This window comes from Paenibacillus xylanexedens, assembly GCF_007676705.1.
Classification (GTDB): Bacteria; Bacillota; Bacilli; order Paenibacillales; family Paenibacillaceae; genus Paenibacillus; species Paenibacillus xylanexedens_C.
Window position 1 is genome coordinate 38,971 of the sequence record NZ_VEBF01000012.1, and the last position, 22,786, is coordinate 61,756.

Sequence of the window (22,786 nt, forward strand, 5' to 3'; positions counted from 1 at the left end):
ACGGCATAAGGTATAATTACATTAGCGCAGCATTGATTTTGGCATTCAAAAAATCGGGTTGTATATTTTTAAGGGAGGATCATTTTATTCTATGGCAATTGAAGTGGGCACCAAGTTAGAGGGCAAGGTGACAGGAATCACGCATTTTGGAGCATTTGTGGATCTGTCAGGAGGTGTCACGGGTCTCGTTCACATCTCGGAAATCGCCGACAATTACGTCAAAGATGTCAACGACCACCTGAAGCTGAATGACCTCGTTACAGTGAAGGTTATCAACGTTGACAAGGATGGCAAGATCGGACTTTCCATTAAGCAAGCTGTTGACAAACCGGTTGAGCAACAAACACAATCCAGACCCCCGAGAGCTCCTAGACCGGAACGCAGTGGAGGAGATCGCGAACGATTCAGCGGCGGAGGCCCAAGTGGTGGCCAAGGTCGTGGTGGCGGCGGCGGTGGATTTAACCGTGGTGACCGTGGAGGCCGTTCTTTCAAGCCCGCAGCAGGCAAACCTTCATTTGAGGATAAAATGTCACGCTTCCTGAAAGATAGTGAAGAGCGGATCTCTTCGCTTAAGAAGAACACAGAAGGCAAACGCGGAGGCCGCGGAGCCAAGCGTGTGTAATCTGTCTCAACCTCAACCTGATCTAAACATATAAGTAAAACCGTTAGCCCATGGGCTAACGGTTTTTTTGTGTTTACTCTTGCCGGTGAGCGGTGGATTAGCTTTTTTTGTAAGGTGAAGCTCCATATCCCCAGTTTTTCTGCACAACAAAATGGAACGATAAGAACATTTGTCGTCTACCATTTTTTACCGACAGGTTTCCGTGGCATTCCACAGCTATCCTGCTCAAATGATGGCGAGGACATACTAACTCCGGTTCAAAATCAGACATTCCCCTTGTCGGAATCAAGTAGGAGAATGATTAAAACCACAATAAGGCCGGGGGTTTCGCACCACCGCGCCAGGCTCGTTTCTTTTGTCGTAAACTTTTTGGGCCCTGCCCACCTATTCTGACAAACTACGTCTTCTAATCTATCTATAATCAGAACCATCGAGAACGAAACACGAAAATTCAAATTAATCGAATGGGGTGCCTTGAGGATGATGGAAAAGTGGAATGTCATTCAATTTCCGGGAATGAAAGCAGGCAAAGGAGGTACAGAAGCTCGGGAGGAGCTGTCGGTACGTCTGAAACAATGGCTTGGCTCCCGCAAGGCTGTCCAAATGGTTGCTTCCCGCAAATGGGTACTGCTGCTTACGTTTATGGGGTTCCTGCTCGGAAAGGCCATGATTCTGAATGAATTATCGCCCTTTGCCATAGCCTACTTCGCCGTGATTGCATTCATGCGCAGGGATTACATCATACCGGTAGGAGCTGCTCTACTCGCAGGCAGTCTCTTTGCACCGTTTCCAGTACCTCTCATTGTCGCATCGGAGATCGCCATCTTCTATCTGCTCTTCCGGGGACTGGAGTCATATGATCGTGCTGAATTATCTTATGCGCCGACGATGGTTTTTACGACTACATTTATGGTCAAGTTATTCGCCGTCGTGATTGGACCATCCTTCAGCTGGTACGCCATGCTGATGCTCACGATGGATTCGGTATTAAGCTTCGTGCTCACCCTTGTTTTTATACAAGCCATACCGATCTTCACCTACCGCAAAAAAAAGTTCAACCTAAAGAACGAGGAGATCCTTTGCCTGATCATATTGCTCGCTTCCGTTATGACGGGAGCCGTGGGTTGGACAATTCAGTCCTTGTCCGTTGAGCATATGCTCTCCCGTTATCTCATTCTGATCTTTGCGTTGGTGGGCGGAGCCCCCCTCGGAGCCTCGGTTGGGGTGATTACCGGCTTGATTCTGAGTCTGGCTGACATGTCAGCGGTGTATCAGATGAGCCTGCTTGCTTTTGCCGGCATGCTGGCGGGTATGCTTCGAGAGGGCAAACGTGCGGCAGTTGCACTGGGCATGCTGCTGGGTTCGTCCATTCTATCCATCTACTTGGGCGGTCCAGGTGATGTGATGAACTCATTATGGGAGACGTGTGCAGCTATCGTTCTGTTTATGTTGACACCTAAGAGCTTGCTGACGGCGATATCCAAGTATGTCCCAGGTACGCAGGATCATACGAAATCCCAGCATGAGTATGCCAAACGGATACGGGATATCACGGCAGAGCGGGTAACCCGGTTCTCGCAGGTATTCCGTCAATTATCACGCAGCTTTGATCAGATGTCCGGTGCGGGGGAGCCGGTACAAAAAGAAGGTGGAATGGATCATTTCATGAATGCGGTTGCCGAGGGCACATGTGCAAGCTGCTTCAAGCGTACGCAATGCTGGGATGCAAAGTTTATTCAAACCTACAAATATATGACGGACGTGATGAGTACGATTGAGGGGAACCCGGAGATATCAGGCAAGCAGATTCCAGTAGAATGGAACAGGGTGTGTGCGAAACCGGAAGAGGTCCTTGAAGTCATGCGTGCCCAGTATGGGTTGCATCAACATAACATGCAATGGAAGCGTCAGATTATCGATAGTCGACAGCTCGTTGCGGAGCAATTGTCTGGTGTATCTCAGGTTATGGAGGACCTGGCAAAAGAAATTCAACGGGAAAGTGAGGAGATGGTGCAGCAAGAGGAGCAGATCAGGGACGCGTTAGAGTCACTGGGCCTGTCCATTCATTCCATTGAGATTATCAATCTGGAAGCGGGTAATGTGGAAATTGAGATTGTACATGCGTATACACGGGGATTCGATGAGTGCCGGAAAATGATAGCTCCGCTGATCTCGGATGTATTGGACGAGCATATTGCCGTCTTGCATGAGACCATGACCGACCCTCGTCAGGGACTGGCGACTGTCACGTTTGGTTCAGCCAAAACCTTCGAGGTTACCACAGGTGTTGCTGCTGCTGCCAAAGGGGGAGATGTGATGTCAGGTGACAGCTTCAGCACGGTTGAGTTAGGCAATGGCACGTTCGCGGTGGCGCTTAGTGATGGAATGGGCAATGGAGAACGGGCACGCATGGAGAGCAGTGCAGCTCTAAATATACTGGAACAGTTACTACAGTCCGGCATGGATGAGAAGCTGGCGATCAAATCCGTGAACTCCGTCCTGATGCTGCGCTCACCTGAAGAGATGTATGCGACAGTGGATATGGCACTGATCGATGAATATACGGCAGAGACAACATTTATGAAAATTGGCTCAACGCCAAGCTTTATCAAACGAGGACAGGAGGTTATTCAAGTTTCAGCCAGTAATTTGCCGATCGGTATTATTAAGGATATTGAAGTAGATCTGGTAACGGTACAGCTTCAACCTGGTGATATACTCATTATGATGACGGATGGCATCTATGATGCACCGGGGTATGCGGTGAACAAAGAGTTATGGATGAAACGGCTCATTCAAGAGATTGATACAGATGATCCACAAGAGTTGGCCGATTGCCTGCTTGAGAGTGTCATAAGATATCAGCAACATGAAATTTTGGATGATATGACTGTCGTTGTTGGAAAAGTAGAGCATTTCCGCCCTGAATGGGCCACACTGCGTGTGCCTGGCATCAACCGGATGGAGCGTCCACGGACCGTCAGTTAATTGCATTTCTTCTGTTTGAAGTCTCTTCATTCTGGCAATGCTAGTCATAGAGTTGGAGAGTAACGAATAACGGAGGGATATCGGATGAAGCAAATCTTGTTGATCACCGACGGTTGTTCCAATGTAGGACCAAGTCCGGTGCTGGCAGCGGCCGAAGCGCAGGAAGAAGGGATTACGGTTAATGTGGTTGGCGTGATTGATTATGGAACCATTGGTGAGCTGGGTAGCCGGGAGATTGAGGACATTGCCAGAGCCGGAGGTGGAATCAGCCAAATTGTAGGTACACGTCAGCTTGCCCATACCATGCAGATGATGACAAGGAAAACGGTGGTTCAGACGATTCAGCAGGCGGTTAATAGAGAGTTAACACAAATTTTGGGAGAGAAGGAGCCCAAAACGGTAACCGATCTGGAACCCGCACAACGCGCCCGGGTCGTGGAAGTGATGGATGATATGGCTGAAACTACAGCGTTACAGGTTATATTGCTGATTGACGTTAGTGCCAGCATGAAGCCCAAACTGGCAGCAGTAGAAGAAGGCATTCGCGATTTAATGCTAAGTTTGCAGGCGCGTATAGGTCAGAGCAAGCTTTCGGTATTTCATTTTCCGGGACGACACAGTGGCGAAGATGCGGTAATGGATATTGACTGGACAACGGATCCAGGCCGTGTTCGGTCCCTGTTTGGACGATTGCAGATGAAGGGTGCAACGCCGACAGGCCCTGCAATTCAGAAGGTGATTGATTTTTACCGTTATGGTACACTGGAGAAACAGCAGGAAATAGAAGGGAACTATCGCATTGAAAGAGAAGGGATGCTCGGTGACAACGTTGTCTGACGCCTCTTTCCCGCCAGGAACAGTGGTTACAGGGAAATGGAATCGCAGTCGTTACACGATTCGGAAGCTACTGGGCAAAGGAGCCAATGGCATCGTTTTTCTTGTCCAACGGGGTGAAAATGGCAAACACTACGCGCTTAAAATGGGATTTGATCCGGTAGATCTGCAATCGGAAGTCAATGTGCTCAAATCTTTTCAACTACAGCGTAATCATGAGGCCCTTCGGCAGAGCGGCATTCCTTCCTATCTTAAAGATGTGGATGATTATGCCGTTCGTGGCCGGGATATTCCCTTTTATGTGATGCGTTACGTTCGAGGTGAGGCTCTTCATCACTTCATTCGGCGTCAGGGGACAGACTGGACACTGCTGGTTGGACTTAGACTCTTACAGAAGCTGGCACAGTTGCATCAGGCGGGATGGGTGTTCGGTGATCTCAAGCCTCAGAATGTGCTGGTATCTGATTATGGGCATGTGGAATTGATCGACTACGGCGGAGTTACGTCCATTGGTCGAAGCGTCAAGCAGTTCACCGAATGGTATGATCGGGGGTTCTGGAATGCAGGTAGCCGAACAGCAGACGGTACCTATGATGTATTTGCTTTTGCATTATTGTTGATTCATGTACTTGAAGCAGACGCACTCAAGGCATTGGCAGCAGAAGGGTTACCGCAACTGCGAAGTGTGAATCAGCTCGTAGCGCTGGTGGAACGTAGTGAACGACTGGGTCCTTTTCGGAATTGGACAATCCAGGCCTTACGAGGTCAGTTTCGTGATGCAGGCCATGCGGCACAAGGATGGAAGGAAATGATGGCACGCCCCACGCCTCTTCGCCGTCGTTCCAAAAGTACAACGCCGCGCTGGCTCAAGAACGCATTTGCTGTATCTGTGATACTACTTATTGGGGTGCTCATCTATGCACTACGTTTCTGATCGGTAAGGGTGCATATACATAACGCAAGGAATGAGGAACAGGTATGGAGGCTTTACGCTGGAACATGCTGGTGAATAACGTGCTGGATGCAGCGGAAGAGCATCAGTTATGGGTTCCCGGGGATCGGATTGTCGTCGCAGTATCGGGCGGGCCGGACTCGGTGGCTTTTTTGCATATCATGCATGAGATCAGCAAGCAGCATGTGCCACTTGAATTGATCTGTGCCCACGTGCATCATGGCTTCCGAAGTGAATCTGATGATGAAGCGGAGAAAATGATGGAACTGGCACAGCAGCTTGGGATTACTTTTGAATGGATCAAGGCCGATGTTCCTTCATATATGGAGCTGACGGGTCAAGGACCACAGGAAGCGGCCCGCAACAAGCGATATGCCTTTCTGCACGAAGTGGCTGCCAAATATAATGCGGCAAGCATCGCTTTGGCACATCATGCGGATGATCAGGCAGAGACGGTCATGCTTCATTTGCTTCGTGGAACCGGCTTGTCGGGACTCGCAGGAATGAAGTTTAAAAGACGTGAAAAAAATGTGGAACTTATTCGTCCATGCCTTCGTATAAACAAGACAGACCTTGTAGAAGCTTGTAATACCCAGGGTTTTAAGTATTTCAATGATGAGAGCAATTCCCTGCGTAAATATCGGCGTAATGCCATTCGCTTGGATGTGCTTCCTTTTTTGGGGCAGTATAATGGACAACTTACGCCGTCATTGAATCGGCTTGCCGAAATTGTGGGTGATGAAGACGATTTCATGGAGCAGAGTGCATATGACACATACAGGTGTCTAGTGCAGGTGAACGGCGGAAGGCAAACCTTTGAGGTGCCTTCCTTCTTGAAGTTACATGTCGCTTTACAACGAAGGTTGATTAAACTAATATTGAATTATCTGCCTTTGGACAGTGATTTTGTCGACTTTACCCGTATAGAAACCATTCGTCGCAAGGTCATGGAGACCCATGTGACGACCTGGAGCCTGGATATAGGACAGACACTCGCCTGCACTCGGGAGTATAATCTGATTTCTTTTGGCATACGGACGGACGTACAGGATCAATCTTACGAGTATCGTCTTGCGCAATGGAGTGGAACTTATGAGCTTTCACTCACCGAGATTAACCGGTATATTCGGTTGATGCCGGTGAGTCCCGAGGACTATCATGTACCAGAATCGGCGGATCAAGCCGCGTTTGATGCGGATCAACTGCTTATGCCGCTGGTTGTGCGTTCACGGTTACCTGGAGATACCATGAAAGTAATGGGATTAAACGGAAGCAAAAAGGTGAAAAATATTTTCATCGATGAGAAAATCCCCCCATCTGTCCGTCCACGTATTCCTGTGGTATGTGATGGAGCAGGTCATATCATCTGGTTACCGGGTGTTCGACGGTCCAATGTGGCTCCTGTCAGGGAGGGCACTTCCGCAATCCTGTACATGACTGTAGGCGATTCAGCGATTCAGGGGTAGTGGTTATGGTTCAGGTAAGGCTTTCATAGTATAACTTAGGAGGTTCGCACAGTTGCAGAACGACATTCAGGAAGTATTGATCAGTGAAGAAGAAATTCAGAGTAAAGTCAAGGAATTAGGCGCAACACTAAGTGCCGAATATGCAAACCGCAATCCTTTGGTCATTTGTGTGCTCAAGGGTGCGTTTATATTTATGGCTGATTTGGTTAAAAACATAACGGTACCTGTTGAAATGGATTTTATGGCGGTATCCAGTTATGGCGCTTCCACCAAGTCATCAGGTGTTGTCAAAATCATTAAGGATCTGGATGTCTCCGTTGAAGGACGGGAAGTTCTGATTGTCGAAGATATTATCGACAGTGGACTTACACTCAGTTATCTGATTGAACTGCTGCAAAACCGTGGTGCCGAATCGGTGCGTGTGGTTACGCTGTTCGACAAGCCTTCAGGCCGTAAAGTGGAGTTGGAAGCTCATTACACAGGCTTTGACATTCCTGACGCGTTCATCGTTGGTTACGGTTTGGATTTTGCGGAGAAGTACCGGAACCTGCCCTATATCGGGATTTTGAAGCCGGAAGTCTATAGTAGCTAATATCCTGCCCGACCCAAGCCTTGAGCTGTTCTTGGCTTCTGTTGAGAAGCCATGTCGGGCTATGTTAAAATAATTAAAGTGTCTCGAGAGGAGGTAGGGGATGAATCGGTTCATCCGGAATTCTGGTTTTTATTTGATTCTTTTTTTAGTTGTGGTGGGGATAGTCCAGTTCGTCAGCAATGGCGGCGAAGCCACCGATAATCCTAGATATGATCAGTTGCGTGCAGCGATCAAAGCCAACAATGTCTCTGAATTGACGGTTCAATTCAACGGTCAAACGTATCTCGTGACCGGTCAATACAAGAAGGCACCCGATGGCGCCAAATCAGAAAATTTCTCAACGTATATTCCTCCTACGGATGAGGCAATTAGTGAACTTGTAGCTGCAAGTGAAACTAACAATTTCCAATATCATCAGGAGCCAATGAAAGGTGACAGCATCTGGTTGACGTTGCTGACTTCCTTTATTCCTTTGATCATTATGTTCCTGCTGTTCTTCTTCCTGTTTAATCAGGCTCAAGGCGGCGGCGGTAAAGTAATGAACTTTGGTAAAAGCCGTGCTCGTCTCTACAACGAAGAGAAGAAGCGGGTTACATTTGAAGATGTTGCGGGTGCTGACGAAGAGAAACAGGAACTTGTTGAGGTTGTAGACTTCCTCAAGGACCCTCGTAAATTCGCAGCGGTAGGTGCACGGATTCCTAAGGGCGTATTGCTCGTAGGGCCTCCAGGTACCGGTAAAACATTGCTCGCTCGTGCCGTAGCCGGTGAAGCGGGTGTACCATTCTTCACTATTTCAGGTTCCGACTTCGTGGAAATGTTTGTCGGTGTCGGTGCATCACGTGTACGTGATTTGTTCGAAAATGCGAAGAAAAATGCCCCATGTATCATCTTTATCGATGAGATTGATGCTGTAGGACGTCAGCGTGGTGCTGGTCTCGGTGGTGGTCACGATGAACGTGAACAGACACTCAACCAGTTGCTCGTTGAGATGGACGGATTCGGAGTTAACGAAGGCATTATCATCATAGCCGCAACGAACCGTGCAGATATTTTGGACCCTGCCTTGCTGCGTCCAGGACGTTTTGACCGTCAAATTACGGTTGACCGCCCTGATGTAAGAGGTCGTGAAGCTGTTCTGAAAGTACATTCCCGTAATAAACCACTGACTAAAGATGTGAAGATGGATATTATCGCGAAACGTACAACAGGCTTCTCTGGTGCAGATTTGGAAAATCTCTTGAACGAAGCGGCATTGCTTGCAGCACGTCGTAACCGTAAAGATATTTCCATGAAGGAAGTTGACGAAGCGATTGACCGTGTTATCGTTGGTACGGAGAAGAAAAGCCGTGTCATCAGTGACCGTGAGAAACGAATCGTTGCTTATCATGAAGCAGGTCATACCATCGTAGGATACTTCCTCGAACATGCTGATATGGTACATAAAGTGACCATTATTCCGCGCGGACGTGCGGGTGGATATGTAATCATGTTGCCAAAAGAAGACCGTATGCTGGTTACCAAGCAGGAATTGCTGGATAAAGTAACCGGACTTCTCGGGGGTCGTGTAGCTGAAGAATTGTTCATCGGAGAAATTGGTACTGGTGCATACAGTGACTTCCAGCAAGCGACAGGTATTGTTCGCAGCATGGTTATGGAGTACGGTATGAGTGAGAAATTGGGACCTATGCAATTCGGAAGTTCACAAGGACAGGTATTCCTTGGTCGGGATATCGGTCATGAACAGAATTACTCGGATTCCATTGCTTATGAGATTGATCAGGAAATGCAACGCTTTATCAATGACTGTTATGAGAAGTGTAAGGACTTGCTTGTTAAACATTCAAAAGAGATGCACCTGATCGCTCAAACTTTGCTTGAGGTTGAGACTTTGGAAATGGATCAGATCAAACAATTGATCGAAACAGGTTCTTTGACTCCAAAAGCAGAGAATGACAATGATGGTGAAGGTACGCCAACTGAAGGCGGAGAGCCAATCATCGACAACATCGGTGATGTGCGTGTCCGTATTCAAGGTAAAGATGGAACGCCTGAGCCACTAGCCGGAGATATTCCGAACGAAGCTCCGAATCTGGAAAAGGGTAATAACAATAACCCGGATGATGGCGGAACGAAGCCAACGTCTTAATGCATAATACATCTGGCTATGCTAGCAGGTGAAATCAAGAGAGCCCTCGGGCTCTCTTTTTTTGTCCATTATTTTAAAAGAGGATAGATAAAGATAAACGGGAGTTAGATGGCGAACCAGTTAGCAAACGGGTGGTTACGGCGTTGTTCTGAGCCTTTTTCATTTATTGACAGAGTCGTGAACGTTGTGTAAATTAGTTGTTAAACCGCTTGTGATTCGTTTCTCAAGCGAAGATAACGACTAGGTTGGCTCTACGAAACAGCGCATGACGCTGTCCCGATAAAGGAGAGGATCACAGGTGGAAGCTCTGGCTTTAGAGCGCAAGGCTGAGATGAACCGCGAACTGCGTGAGCGGCTGATGGAATTGAAGAAGGAACGTAATGCCATTATTCTTGCCCATTATTATCAACGTGACGAGGTACAGGAGGTTGCTGACTTCCGTGGAGATTCATTTCTATTAGCCCAGAAGGCAGCACAAACTGATGCAGATGTGATCGTTTTCTGTGGTGTTCACTTTATGGGTGAAAGCGCTAAGATTCTGGCGCCGAACAAAACAGTTATTATCCCGGATGAACGTGCGGGTTGCCCAATGGCAGATATGGTGAATGTGGATGGACTACGCAAATTGAAGGCACAACACCCTAATGCCAAGGTTGTCACTTATATCAACTCCTCGGCTGAGATCAAGGCAGAGACCGACATCTGTTGTACATCTGCGAATGCAGTTCGGGTTATTCAATCGGTAGATTCCGACGAAATTATCTGGGTACCGGATAAAAACTTGGGACACTATGTGCAGCAGCATACAGACAAGAAAATGATTATCTGGGAAGGTTATTGCAACACTCATGATATGCTCACAGTCAAAGATGTGGTGGAGATGAGAGCCAAGCATCCGAATGCAGAGTTTGTTGTCCATCCGGAGTGCCGTCCTGAGGTTGTAGAGATGGGTGATTTTGTAGGCAGTACAACAGCCATCTTGGAGTATTGCAAAAATTCATCAGCGAAGGAATTTATCGTAGGTACGGAAGATGGTACAGGATATCAACTTCGTTTGGATAGTCCGGATAAACAGTTTCATTTTGCTACCAAGTTCCTCGTATGTCCTAACATGAAGGTCAACAACTTGAAGAAACTGGTTAAATGCCTGGAAACGATGAAGCCGCAGATCTATGTGCCACCGGCCGTTGCCGACAAAGCCAGAGAATCACTAGAGCGTATGTTATTGGTGAAGTAGGATGCGCTACTCTTGCTCCAAGACAGGTGAATAACATGATACCGCAATATTTAGTTGATTTTGATCTATCTGCGCTACCCACAGTAGAGACGGATGTACTGGTTATAGGCTCAGGGATTGCTGGTTTGTTTACCGCTATTAAAGCAAGTGAACAACAACGTGTATTAATGATTACGAAGAAGTCATTACTTGAAAGTAACACCCGGTATGCGCAGGGAGGCATCGCTGCGGTTATTGCTGAAGATGATTCACCTGCTTATCACTTGCAGGACACACTTGTTGCAGGAGCGGGCTTATGCCGCTCCGAGGCAGTAGAGGTATTGGTGAATGAGGGGCCGGACGGTGTGAAGGAACTGATTCGTTTAGGTACGTTGTTTGACCTGGAGAACGGCGAGTTGGCGTTGACGCAGGAAGGTGCGCATAGCCACCGCCGTATTTTGCATGCCAACGGGGATGCAACGGGATATGAGATTGTACGTGCGCTTGCAGTCGAAGTGAATGAACATCCCGGAATTGAAGTATGGGATGAGCATTTTGTGATTGACCTAATTACGGATCGAGATCGAGGGGAGTGCATCGGAGCTCTGATTCAGAAGGACGATGGATCGCAAGTTTTCGTGAAGGCACAGGCAACGGTTCTCTGCTCTGGTGGGGCAGGACAACTGTACCGATATACGACGAATCCGGATGTAGCTACTGCCGATGGTGTAGCAATGGCCTATCGAGCTGGGGCTATCGTTCGTGACATGGAATTTATTCAATTTCACCCTACCTCTCTTTGTTACCCGGGGGCACCACGTTTCCTTGTGTCAGAAGCCGTGCGCGGTGAGGGAGCATTTTTGCGCAATGTGAAGGGTGAACGCTTCATGGATCGATATCATGCTCAGCTTGAACTGGCACCACGCGATATCGTGGCACGGGCGATTGTTAGTGAGATGGAGTCGACCAACAGCACCTTTGTGTACCTGGATATTACGCATGAACAGCCAGAGATGATCAAGCATCGGTTCCCTACCATATATGAGACTTGTATGCGTTATGGATTAGACATGACAACGGATTGGATTCCCGTTGCACCTGCTGCCCATTACATGATGGGCGGAGTGAAAACGGACCTAAGTGGAGAGAGCAGCATCTCCCGGTTATTTGCTTGTGGAGAGGTATCGTCTACAGGAGTGCATGGAGCTAACCGTCTGGCAAGCAACTCTTTGTCTGAAGCAATTGTATTTGGCCGGAGAATTGTAGATCGCATTCAATCTCTTCCTCCGCTTGGTTCATTAAGAGGGAATACGTCTTCTTCTGTGAACATGAGTAGCAAGATGAGCAAAATCATGGTAGAGCAAAGACCGATATCCGAAAGACGCTTACGACTACAGAAAATGATGGTTCGTCAGGTAGGCTTGCGCCGGAATGGTGAGAATCTGGAGAAGGCCATGGACAAGCTGCACCAGGAATTGCAGTTTTTTGATCAGACACTCACCCATAAGGAAGAGTTAGAGTACGCCAACCTTCTGACCTGTGCCTGGTTAGTTACCAGCGGAGCATTGCACCGCGAGGAGAGTCGGGGGGCCCACTACCGTGAGGATTTCCCGGCACGTGATGATGTCGTCTGGCAGAAGCATAGTCTGCAGCAGCGAGAACAAGCGATTGTGGAGGAATTGATGTCATGATACGAAATGGATATAATGATGGGCTTATCGAATCAATCAAAAACTGGCTTCGTGAAGATGTCGGTGCAGGTGACGTTACAACGAGTGTGACGATTCCAGCAGGCAATCAATCCAAGGCCATTATACATGCCAAGGACAATGGCATTATAGCAGGCATGACCGTAGCCGAACTCGTATTTCAGGTCGTCGATCCTGATCTTGTATTTACACCGAAGGTAACAGACGGAGACAAGGTTACCCATGGCACGATTTTGGCCGAGGTAGAGGGAAGTACACATTCACTGCTTACGGGGGAACGACTGGCACTTAACTTGCTGCAACGTATGTCCGGAATAGCTACGCGTACGCGTGCCTACGTGGATGTGCTGGATGGTCTTGAGACCAGACTCGTGGATACACGTAAGACAACGCCGGGTCACCGATTACTTGAGAAATACGCAGTGCGCGTGGGTGGCGGAGCGAATCATAGATTTGGACTGTACGATGCTGTTATGATTAAGGATAACCACATCAAGGGTGCAGGCGGAATCACCGAGGCGGTACAGCGTGCGCGAACCGTTATTCCACACACGATGACGATTGAAGTGGAGACTGAAAATCTGGAGCAGGTGAGAGAAGCCTTGCAAGCCGGGGCAGATATCATTATGCTGGATAACATGCATCCAGAGCGGATGCGTGAAGCAGTTGAACTTATTCGTGAACAGGCTCCTCATGTAAAGGTTGAAGCATCCGGTAACGTGTCCCTTCAGACCATTCGTGGTATTGCAGAGAGTGGTGTGGATGTAATTTCGGTTGGCAGGTTAACCTATTCCTTTGAGAGCTTGGATATTAGTCTGGATTTAAATGAAAAGAAAGAGGGGTGAACCTCTTTGATTCTAGTTGTAGACGTGGGGAACAGCAATATGGTGCTCGGCGTATATCAAGGCCGGGAGTTGCTGCACCACTTTCGTCTGAGTACATCACGTCAGTCAACAGTGGATGAATACGGCGTATTGATTTATAATTTATTTCATATGTCCGGCATCAGGGCAAGCGACATCGAAGGTGTAATCATCTCATCTGTGGTTCCGCCACTGGTGAATGTAATCGAAGAGATGTGTGAGAAATATGTAGGCAAAAAACCGTTACTTGTTGGGCCTGGTATCAAAACCGGCCTGAACCTGCGATACGAAAATCCGCGTGAAGTGGGTGCAGATCGTATTGTTAATGCAGTAGCAGCCGTTGAGAAGTATGGCGGCCCTCTCGTCGTGGTCGATTTCGGTACTGCGACGACCTTTGACTGTATTGACGAGAAAGGTCATTACCTGGGGGGAGCTATTGTACCTGGCATTCACATTGCCACCGAAGCGCTCTATGAGCGAGCATCCAAGCTGCCTCGTATTGAGCTGGAGAAACCCAAGAAGGTGATTGGCCGTAATACTATTCATGCGATGCAAGCCGGCATTATATTTGGCTATGCAGGGCAGGTAGATGGTATTGTAGAGCGTATTCGCGAAGAAATGGGAGCCAGACCCAGAGTTATTGCAACGGGTGGTCTCGCTACACTGATTGCAGAAGAAACCCGTAGTATAGAGGAAGTTGATCCGCTGCTTACGCTTGAAGGGCTGCGTATTATATATGAGCGGAACCGGGAAAGGTGAGCTTAGAGACGGCATACAGCGGGCTGAGATTACAGCTTAAGTGTTGTGCCGTTTTTTCTGTGTTACGACTATTATGACGATACGCCAAAGGAGGCTGAATGACTTGGAAAACAACAACAAGCATGATCGGTTAATTCGTGGTACAGCAATGAATGGAAAGGTAAGAGCCTTTGCTATCCAGACTACGGAACTGGTTGAGGAACTACGCAGAAGACACGACACGTTTCCCACGGCTACAGCTGCCATGGGGCGTACGGTTACAACAGCAGCCATTATGGGTGCAATGCTCAAAGGCGAAGAGAAGTTAACGGTACAAGTCAACGGTGATGGGCCCATTGGACAGATTGTAGCTGATGCCAATGCCAAAGGCGAAGTACGTGGATATGTTTCTAATCCGCATGTACATTTGCCAAGCAATAGTGTGGGAAAACTGGACGTTGCAGGCGCGGTTGGAACGGAAGGCTTCATTAACATAACCAAGGATTTGGGGCTGAAAGAGCCATACCGCGGCAGTGTGCCCATTATTTCAGGAGAACTGGGCGAAGACTTCACGTACTACTTTGCTCAATCGGAGCAGACACCTTCTGCTGTAGGGGTAGGTGTACTCGTCGATACGGATAATTCCGTTATTGTCGCAGGTGGATTCATTATGCAGCTGTTGCCGGGATTGACAGATCAAGAGATCACAGCAATCGAAAACGCCATTGGGACGTTGCCACCAGTGACGACGTTACTGGAGCAGGGACTTGAATTGGAAGAGTTACTTCGCCGATTGTTGCCAGATGTACAAGTGATGGAAGGATTGGATATTCATTTTAGCTGTGAATGTTCACGTGAGCGGGTAGAGAAGACGCTGATCAGCTTGGGCCAATCCGAAATGGAACAGCTAATTGAAGAAGAGGGTCGGGCTGAAGTGGTCTGCCAATTCTGTAATGAAGCTTATGAATTTAACAAAGAACAACTTGAGACCATCCTAGAGCAAGCCAAGAACTGATCTATGCGGGGACGGGATGCGGAATGACGAGACAGGAAAAAGGGTTGTGGACGGCCGTAATTGTCTTGACACTGGGCATGCTGGTCATGGGTACAGTGATGGCCATGCATGGTCTCAGACAGGGTAAAGATGAGACAGATGCATCCCATGATGCCAATACGGAAGAAGGAAGCACCGTAGCGACAATCAACGGGGAAGTCATCACGAACAAGCAGTGGACCGACGCGCTGAAAAAACGTTACGGCAGTGAGTTGTTACTCCAAATGCTGAATCGTAAAGCTGTGTATGCCGAGGCAATTGAACGCAAGCTGATCGTCACTCCCCAAGAGATCGCAAGGGAACTGGCTGCCGCGATGGAGGGGTACGATTCAGAAAAATCGTATTTTGACGAAATGAAGTCCCAATTAGGCCTGTCAAAACAGGAGCTTGAGTTGGAAGCCGGATATAGGCTGCTGCTTGAGAAAATCGCCACGATCGGCATACAGATCAAAGATGCAGATATTGAGCATTACTGGACCGAACACCGTGAGGATTACGTTTCTCCTGAGAAATATGATTTGTCCATCATCGTAGTAGAGGAAGAAGAGGAAGCGGATTCCTTACTGGATGCGTTGGAAAATGGTGAAGACTTTGAAGAAGCTGCTCGCAGGCTATCGACAGACAGCTTCTCTCGTGAAGCTGGTGGGAGGCTGGGATGGATTGAGCGGAATGATCCATTCCAGCCTGAAGAAATTCTTCAACTCGCTGCGGAACTGGATGTTGACGATATTGCCGGTCCTGTTCGAGTAGAGGAAGGCTATGCGATTATCAGACTCAATGATATAGAAGAACGCCAAGTGCAGTCGGCTGAAGAAGTTCGTGAGGAAATTCGAATGCAGCTGGCTCTGAGTCAGGCTGATCCGTTACCGCAGGTAGAGCAAATGCTGCGTAACAAGTATGAAGCCGTGATCCTGTCCGAGATTCCTGCCTCCTGAATTCCATTCGCAAGGATTGTCTCGTACTGCTGCATCTTGATAAAAGTACTCTGTCTGCGGTCCTAGGGCCTAAGGCAGAGTATTTTTTTTGAGTACTCATATTGACAATAAGGGTTAACGTTGATAAGATGAAAACAATCAAATACCCACTCGTTTACTCGGATATAAAAGATTTAATTATGAACAAAGAAACTTTCGGAAACCTCCGCCCTGTCTAGAAAACTTAGCAGTAAGGGATAGGATCAACAGGATTTCCGCAGTTCTTCTATAGCATCCAGAGGCTATCGGCCGCACAGTATAAAGTAACAGGACTTAAGTATTACTCATCCCACTAAGGAGGGCATTCATATGGCTAAAGTAGTTAATAACGTAACAGAACTCATCGGAGGTACTCCGCTTGTTCGTCTGAATCGTATTGTACCTGAAGGCAGTGCTGAAATACTCGTGAAGCTGGAGTACCAGAATCCAGGTTCAAGCGTGAAAGACCGTATCGCAATTAGCATCGTGGAAGAAGCGGAAAAAGAAGGCAAGCTGAAACCAGGTGATACCATCATCGAAGCAACAAGTGGTAACACGGGAATTGGACTCGCGATGGTGGCTGCAGCCAAAGGCTACAAGTCTGTTATTGTAATGCCTGAGACGATGAGCTTGGAGCGTCGCAACTTGCTTCGTGCGTATGGTGCTGAGCTTGTGCTTACACCGGGAGCCGAAGGTATGAATGGTGCTGTTAAGAAAGCCGAAGAATTGCTGAAGGAAAACCCATCCTATTTCATGGCAGAGCAATTTAAAAATAAAGCCAACGTGAAGATCCACCGTGAAACGACTGGCCCTGAGATTGTTGACGCGATTCAATCCGTGGGCGGTACGTTGGATGCTTTCGTTGCAGGAATTGGTACAGGCGGAACAATCACAGGTACAGGCGAAGTGCTGAAAGAAGCTTTCCCTGGCGTTAAAATTGTTGCAGTTGAGCCAGCAGCTTCGCCAATTCTGGCGGGTGGCAAACCGGGCCCTCATAAGATTCAGGGGATTGGTGCCAACTTCATCCCTGAGATTCTGGATCAGGAAATCTATGATGAGATCATTCACATTGAGAATGATGATGCATTCGAGACAGCTCGTCAGGTAGCGAAGGAAGAGGGCATCCTGTCCGGGATCTCTTCCGGTGCAGCGATCCGCGCAGGTCTTCAGGTTGCCAAACAGCTGGGTGCAGGCAAACGTGTTGTCGTAATCGTGCCAAGTAACGGTGAACGTTACCTCAGCACACCGCTCTACAACTTCGAAGCCTAAGCCTACAAATGTCAAAGTTAATCCTCCCTGCCCGCATGACGGGTACGGAGGATTTTTGGCGTAATGCTTTTAAAAGGGGCGGCGCTTTAGTATACTATCAGACAATAGAACTAGCGACAGATGGAGGGCGGCACACCGCAATGACACACCTGATGACAACATACGCCGACTGGCTGGAGTGGGCTGGACAAGGCTGGACCATGATGCCCTATATCACGAAGTCGGATGAGGGGCCGTATCATGGCGGTTTACCGTTATCGTGGGAGGCAGCCTGGCAGCAGGCGTCACCATACGCAATTGTGCTGGAGAATGGCAAAGGCGGGAGATATACATTTCTGGGGCTGGACCCGGTATCCGTTATTTCTGGTAAAGGTCAAGAAGCGGTTATTCATGATGTGACGCAGGGAACCACCTCGACAGACAGTGGCAAGCCGCTTGATGTATTGAAGAGATGGACAGCCCCTTACAGCGCACCCAAGGTTACTGGAGCTCCAGACTTTGGGGGTGGATATGCAGGTTATCTCAGCTACGATATAGCGAGATCGTTGGAGAAGCTTCCAGCTTTGGCTGAAGATAATCCGTCTCTGCCGGATTATTGGTGGATGCGTTTTGAAGAAATATGGGCGTACGACCATGAGCAGCAGGCGCTTTTCTGCATGGTTCATCTGGCTATACAGCCTAATCAGAACGAAACCGATATCCGTAGCCTATATGCAGCGGCAGAAGCACGAGCGACAGCGATGCAGCAACGTTGGCTTCATATTATGGGATTCGCACAGGCCGAGGAACAGCAGCAGGCACTGGAACGTCGCAACAAGCGGGTCAATCGCATCCCGCAGCCTGAAGATGCGGAAAGAGAATCCGAAGGATGGGAGACCTCTTTTCCCCAGAATGACTTTGAACAAGCTGTACGCACGGTACAGGAATATATCAGGCAGGGTGATGTGTTCCAGGTGAACTTGTCCTTGAGACAGGAAAAACGGCTTCATTCGAGCGCTGAGCATATTTATGAATGGCTGCGTCTCGTGAATCCATCACCATATATGGGTATGCTGCGCAGTCCTGATTTTCAACTGGTAAGCGGATCTCCTGAACTTCTGGTGAAGGTGGAGAATGGCAAAGTCAGCGCACGTCCCATCGCAGGGACCCGAAGAAGGGGTCGTGACGAAGCAGAGGATAAGGCTATGGCGGAGGAACTGCTGGGCAGTGAGAAGGAACGGGCGGAGCATATTATGCTGGTCGATCTGGAACGTAACGATATCGGGCGGATTGCAGCCTACGGTTCGGTTCATGTGCCTGAATTGATGACCATCGAGAAGTATTCCCATGTCATGCATCTCGTTTCCCAAGTGGAAGGCAGGCTCGCCAAAGGGTTATCGGCATTTGATGTGATTGCTGCGACATTCCCGGGTGGAACGATTACAGGAGCGCCCAAAGTCCGTACCATGGAGATTATCGAGGAGCTTGAGCCTATTCGGCGTGGACCTTATACGGGTTCCATCGGTTGGATGGATTACAGTGGGAATATGGAATTGAACATTGTCATTCGTACGCTTGCCATCAAGGATGGTATTGGCTATGTACAGGCTGGTGCAGGGATTGTCATTGATTCCGATCCATATCGGGAATACAAGGAATGCCGCAACAAGGCAAGAGCGATGATGAGAGCTGTGAACTACAGCGAGGAAGCGGAAGCGAACAGAGCTGTCGAACAAGACCAAGCGGAACGAACGGAAGCTGTTAAAATAAATTAAAATGAAGCAACCGTCACTTGCGTTGACGGAAGATGAGGAGGAGCAGGCATATGATACTGGTTATCGATAATTACGATTCCTTCACGTACAACCTGGTTCAATATCTGGGTGAACTGGGTGAGACGGTGGAAGTTCGCCGCAACGATGAGATTGATCTGGCAGGCATAGAGGCACTGGCACCTGATCATATTCTGATCTCTCCGGGCCCGTGTACACCGAATGAAGCGGGTATTAGTTTGGCAGTCATTGATCACTTCAAAGAAAGCATCCCGATCTTTGGTGTTTGTCTGGGTCATCAGTCCATTGGACAAGCGTTTGGCGGCAATGTCATTCGTGCGGAGCGCATGATGCACGGCAAAACATCCGAGATGCACCACAATGGAACATCGGTATTTGCCGGATTGCCATCTCCCTTCACAGCTACCCGTTATCACTCCCTGATTGTGGAGCGCAGCAGCTTGCCTGACTGCCTGGAGATTACAGCGGAGACAGCTGAAGGTGAGATTATGGGTCTGCGTCACAAAGAATATGCGATTGAAGGTGTTCAATTCCACCCGGAATCCATTATTACAGACCACGGACATCAGATGCTTCGCAACTTCTTGTCCCAACAAGTGAAGGTATAACATGCAATATGCCGCGATAAACGGAGAGTTGGTCAATATGGCGGCGGCCGTGGTTCCTGTAACGGATCACGGCTTTTTGTACGGACTTGGATTGTTTGAGACGTTTCGAACGTATCATGGCGCCCCTTATTTGCTGGAACGGCATTTGGAGCGGATGGCTTCAGGGTGTGAGGAACTGGGCATTCCTTTTACAACGACCGCGGCAGAGGTGACGGATTGGATTCAACGTCTCATGCATGCAGGGGGACTTCAGGATGCCTACGTGCGTTACACGGTATCAGCGGGGGAAGCGCCGTTAGGCTTACCTTCTGGTGACTATACGAAGCCCAATCATATTGTACTGGCAAAAGCATTACCTGAACCCTCTCCTTCTTTATATGAGAGTGGCAAAATGCTCCAACGCTTGTCTACACCTCGCAACACGCCCGAAGGAGAAGTGCGGTTCAAGTCGCTACATTACATGAACAGCATTCTGGCGAAACGGGAGCTTAACCAGTACGGGCAGTATGTGCAGGGTGCAGAAGGGCTACAATTAACCCGGGATGGTTATATAGCGGAAGGGATCGTCAGCAATATATTTTGGATACGGGAAAAAGTACTCTACACGCCAGCGCTCTCAACCGGCATTCTGCCGGGCATCACTAGAGCTGTAGTAATGGAGATTGCCTCGCAGCAAGAATTCGCCTGCATCGAAACGCTAGCTACGTGGGAGGACCTCCTTCAAGCAGATGAAATATTTCTAACAGGCTCGGTTGCAGAATTGGTTCCGGTTACGACTCTGCGGGATCAGGGCGGAGCAGAAACGACAATAAGCAACGGACATATAGGCCCAGTTACAGCAGTCCTTCTGGGTATGTACCGGCAGAAAGCGGGGTATACTTCATGACACTATCACCGATCATCTATGAACGGAAATATGCATGGGGGCCAGCGGAGTTGAAGCTGGGTGCAAGAACACAGATTATGGGCATTCTTAACGTCACGCCTGATTCGTTCTCGGATGGTGGACGTTATACCCACGTGGAGCGGGCGGTTGCCCATGCCAAGCAGATGATGGAAGACGGGGCTGACCTGATTGATATCGGTGGGGAGTCTACCCGACCCGGATCAGAGGTTGTCAACGCCGATGAAGAGCTTAGCCGGATTATTCCTGTTATTGAAGCATTGCATCAGCAAGCCCCGCATATTCCAATATCCGTAGATACATACAAGGCGGAAGTTGCGCGTCAGGCCATTCTGGCTGGTGCCCATATCATTAATGATGTGTGGGGTGCTAAGGCCGACCCGGATATGGCTCGCACAGCAGCAAAACTGGAATGTCCCATTATTCTGATGCATAATCGGCAGGATCGGAGTTACACCAATTATCTAAGTGATGTCGTCAGCGATGTGCAGGAGAGTATACAGATTGCGCTGGAAGCTGGCGTGAAAGCAGATCAGATTATTCTGGACCCGGGCATTGGTTTTGTGAAGGATCTCGGAGAGAATCTGAAGCTCATGTCATCGCTCGGTTTGCTCAATGAAATGGGATATCCCGTTCTGCTAGCCACTTCACGCAAAAGATTCATTCAAAACATCTTGAATGTCGGTGCGGATGATGCGCTGGAAGGAACGGCTGCGACCGTTGCGTTCGGCATTGCCCAAGGCTGCCAAATGGTCCGGGTTCATGATGTGAAGCCGATTCGGCGGACGGCAGACATGTGTGATGCTATGTTATATACTTCTCCGGGTCTACGGAGGAAATAATACTGGCGGGTCTGAGTGACCCGTCCAGAAGAAGTGCAACGTTTTTCAAAGGTAAAGCAAAAGATATCTTCAAATAGAGAACTATTTCAATATATAAAGAGGGCAGGCGGATCGTATGGATAGAATGGTGTTGCACCGTATGGAGTATTACGGATATCATGGCGTTTTTGCAGAAGAACGGAAGCTTGGGCAGCGGTACTATATTGATCTGGAGATCGATATGGACCTGAGCGAGGCTGGACGTAACGATGATCTGACCAAAACGATCAACTACGCGGAGATCCATGGGCTGGTAAAACAGATTGTTGAGAATAAATCATTCCAGTTAATTGAAGCTTTGGGCGAACATATTGCATCTTCTTTACTGGACACTTATACTATTATCAATGCATTGACAGTCAAGGTGACGAAGCCACATCCGCCATTCGATATCCATTTTGAGGGCGTAACGGTAGAGCTTCGCCGCACAAGAAAGTGAGAACCGATCATGATTGCACATTCGACCTCTGAATCTTCAGAGGCTTATATTGCTTTAGGGGCCAATTTGGGTGACCGCGAACAGACGCTGCTTGAGGCATTGTCTTTGCTGGATGAGCACCCTCATATATCCGTTCTGCGCTGTTCTGCACTATATGAGACGGAACCTGTAGGATATGTAGATCAGCCTGCGTTTCTGAATATGGCAGTCGCTGTACAGGCGATGCTGACACCGGAGCAGTTGCTCACGGAATTATTGGATATCGAGAACCGACTCGGCCGTGTTCGTGATATTCGCTGGGGACCGCGCACCGTTGATCTGGATCTGCTCTGGATGCACGGTGAGACGCGAGATACTGAATTGCTTCAATTGCCTCATCCCCGTATGGGTGAACGGGCCTTTGTGCTGGTGCCGCTTTCGGATATCGTACCGCAGGGCGAGGAGTCAGGTTTGTATACCTTTGTACACTCATCGTTGTCTGTACTGGATGGAAAGGATGGAATACAGCTTTGGAAAACATGCAATTGGCCAATCGAATCCGGGCATTCCGGAAGCTGAAAGGTTTAACACAACACGAACTTGCTGCCGAGACAGGCATCTCGCTAGCCATTCTGGGAACCATTGAGCGGGGAAACCGTAAGGTATCACAGCAAGAGCTGGATCGAATTGCTGGAGTGCTGGCAATCAGTATCGAGGAGTTACAGGGCAGGTAGGAGCGTTTCGTTTTCGTCATGTTACAACAAAGACACTAATCGATCTTAAATCGTTGATTTATACAGA

At 48.6% G+C, this 22,786-nt stretch carries 21 protein-coding genes; all 21 read left to right on the forward strand.

Annotation, left to right across the window (positions count from 1 at the left end):
- Positions 1-91 precede the first annotated feature (91 nt).
- Positions 92-622, forward strand: coding sequence for a S1 domain-containing RNA-binding protein (locus FS628_RS29165; RefSeq protein ID WP_017691357.1), 531 nt, complete (start codon positions 92-94; stop codon positions 620-622).
- A 480-nt stretch (positions 623-1,102) separates the two neighbouring features.
- A complete protein-coding gene (spoIIE, locus tag FS628_RS29170) occupies positions 1,103-3,610 on the forward strand; it encodes a stage II sporulation protein E (RefSeq protein WP_186328012.1) in 2,508 nt (835 codons plus the stop codon).
- An 84-nt stretch (positions 3,611-3,694) separates the two neighbouring features.
- Positions 3,695-4,447, forward strand: a complete 753-nt coding sequence (locus tag FS628_RS29175; RefSeq protein WP_091018321.1) for a VWA domain-containing protein — start codon at positions 3,695-3,697, stop codon at positions 4,445-4,447.
- Positions 4,431-5,378, forward strand: coding sequence for a serine/threonine protein kinase (locus tag FS628_RS29180; protein ID WP_145326532.1), 948 nt, complete (start codon positions 4,431-4,433; stop codon positions 5,376-5,378). Before FS628_RS29175 ends, FS628_RS29180 begins: the two co-directional genes overlap by 17 nt.
- A 44-nt stretch (positions 5,379-5,422) precedes the next feature.
- Positions 5,423-6,862 carry a tRNA lysidine(34) synthetase TilS gene (gene tilS / locus FS628_RS29185; RefSeq protein WP_145326533.1) on the forward strand — a complete coding sequence of 480 codons (1,440 nt, stop codon included), beginning with the start codon at positions 5,423-5,425 and terminating at the stop codon, positions 6,860-6,862.
- Positions 6,863-6,914: 52 nt separating this feature from the next.
- On the forward strand, positions 6,915-7,454 hold the full coding sequence (gene hpt, locus FS628_RS29190) for a hypoxanthine phosphoribosyltransferase (protein ID WP_145326534.1): 540 nt from the start codon (positions 6,915-6,917) through the stop codon (positions 7,452-7,454).
- 100 nt (positions 7,455-7,554) lie between these two features.
- A complete protein-coding gene (ftsH, locus tag FS628_RS29195; RefSeq protein ID WP_145326535.1) occupies positions 7,555-9,600 on the forward strand; it encodes an ATP-dependent zinc metalloprotease FtsH in 2,046 nt (681 codons plus the stop codon).
- Positions 9,601-9,898: 298 nt separating this feature from the next.
- Complete coding sequence (gene nadA, locus FS628_RS29200; RefSeq protein WP_017691350.1) at positions 9,899-10,837, forward strand: quinolinate synthase NadA; 939 nt, start codon at positions 9,899-9,901, stop codon at positions 10,835-10,837.
- 35 nt (positions 10,838-10,872) lie between these two features.
- Positions 10,873-12,507 (forward strand): L-aspartate oxidase, encoded by a 1,635-nt coding sequence (gene nadB, locus FS628_RS29205; protein WP_145326536.1) that lies wholly within the window; start codon positions 10,873-10,875, stop codon positions 12,505-12,507.
- Positions 12,504-13,370 (forward strand): carboxylating nicotinate-nucleotide diphosphorylase, encoded by an 867-nt coding sequence (gene nadC, locus FS628_RS29210; RefSeq protein ID WP_145326537.1) that lies wholly within the window; start codon positions 12,504-12,506, stop codon positions 13,368-13,370. Before nadB ends, nadC begins: the two co-directional genes overlap by 4 nt.
- Before the next feature lie 6 nt (positions 13,371-13,376).
- Complete coding sequence (locus tag FS628_RS29215) at positions 13,377-14,147, forward strand: type III pantothenate kinase (protein WP_145326538.1); 771 nt, start codon at positions 13,377-13,379, stop codon at positions 14,145-14,147.
- Positions 14,148-14,220: 73 nt separating this feature from the next.
- Positions 14,221-15,141, forward strand: a complete 921-nt coding sequence (hslO, locus tag FS628_RS29220; RefSeq protein ID WP_145326539.1) for an Hsp33 family molecular chaperone HslO — start codon at positions 14,221-14,223, stop codon at positions 15,139-15,141.
- A gap of 23 nt (positions 15,142-15,164) precedes the next feature.
- Positions 15,165-16,115 carry a peptidyl-prolyl cis-trans isomerase gene (locus FS628_RS29225; RefSeq protein WP_145326540.1) on the forward strand — a complete coding sequence of 317 codons (951 nt, stop codon included), beginning with the start codon at positions 15,165-15,167 and terminating at the stop codon, positions 16,113-16,115.
- A 348-nt stretch (positions 16,116-16,463) separates the two neighbouring features.
- Complete coding sequence (gene cysK / locus FS628_RS29230; protein WP_145326541.1) at positions 16,464-17,402, forward strand: cysteine synthase A; 939 nt, start codon at positions 16,464-16,466, stop codon at positions 17,400-17,402.
- Positions 17,403-17,542: 140 nt separating this feature from the next.
- A complete protein-coding gene (locus tag FS628_RS29235; protein WP_145326542.1) occupies positions 17,543-19,156 on the forward strand; it encodes an anthranilate synthase component I family protein in 1,614 nt (537 codons plus the stop codon).
- 50 nt (positions 19,157-19,206) lie between these two features.
- The gene (gene pabA / locus FS628_RS29240; RefSeq protein WP_145326543.1) at positions 19,207-19,782 is read left to right on the forward strand and encodes an aminodeoxychorismate/anthranilate synthase component II; all 576 of its coding nucleotides are present in this window, start codon (positions 19,207-19,209) and stop codon (positions 19,780-19,782) included.
- A 1-nt stretch (position 19,783) separates the two neighbouring features.
- Complete coding sequence (locus FS628_RS29245) at positions 19,784-20,668, forward strand: aminotransferase class IV (protein WP_145326544.1); 885 nt, start codon at positions 19,784-19,786, stop codon at positions 20,666-20,668.
- Positions 20,665-21,528, forward strand: coding sequence for a dihydropteroate synthase (folP, locus tag FS628_RS29250; RefSeq protein WP_145326545.1), 864 nt, complete (start codon positions 20,665-20,667; stop codon positions 21,526-21,528). Before FS628_RS29245 ends, folP begins: the two co-directional genes overlap by 4 nt.
- Before the next feature lie 115 nt (positions 21,529-21,643).
- Positions 21,644-22,006 (forward strand): dihydroneopterin aldolase, encoded by a 363-nt coding sequence (gene folB / locus FS628_RS29255; RefSeq protein ID WP_145326546.1) that lies wholly within the window; start codon positions 21,644-21,646, stop codon positions 22,004-22,006.
- Between the two features lie 9 nt (positions 22,007-22,015).
- The gene (gene folK, locus FS628_RS29260) at positions 22,016-22,564 is read left to right on the forward strand and encodes a 2-amino-4-hydroxy-6-hydroxymethyldihydropteridine diphosphokinase (protein WP_145326547.1); all 549 of its coding nucleotides are present in this window, start codon (positions 22,016-22,018) and stop codon (positions 22,562-22,564) included.
- Positions 22,525-22,719, forward strand: a complete 195-nt coding sequence (locus FS628_RS29265; RefSeq protein WP_440131322.1) for a helix-turn-helix domain-containing protein — start codon at positions 22,525-22,527, stop codon at positions 22,717-22,719. Before folK ends, FS628_RS29265 begins: the two co-directional genes overlap by 40 nt.
- The last annotated feature ends 67 nt before the right edge of the window (positions 22,720-22,786 follow it).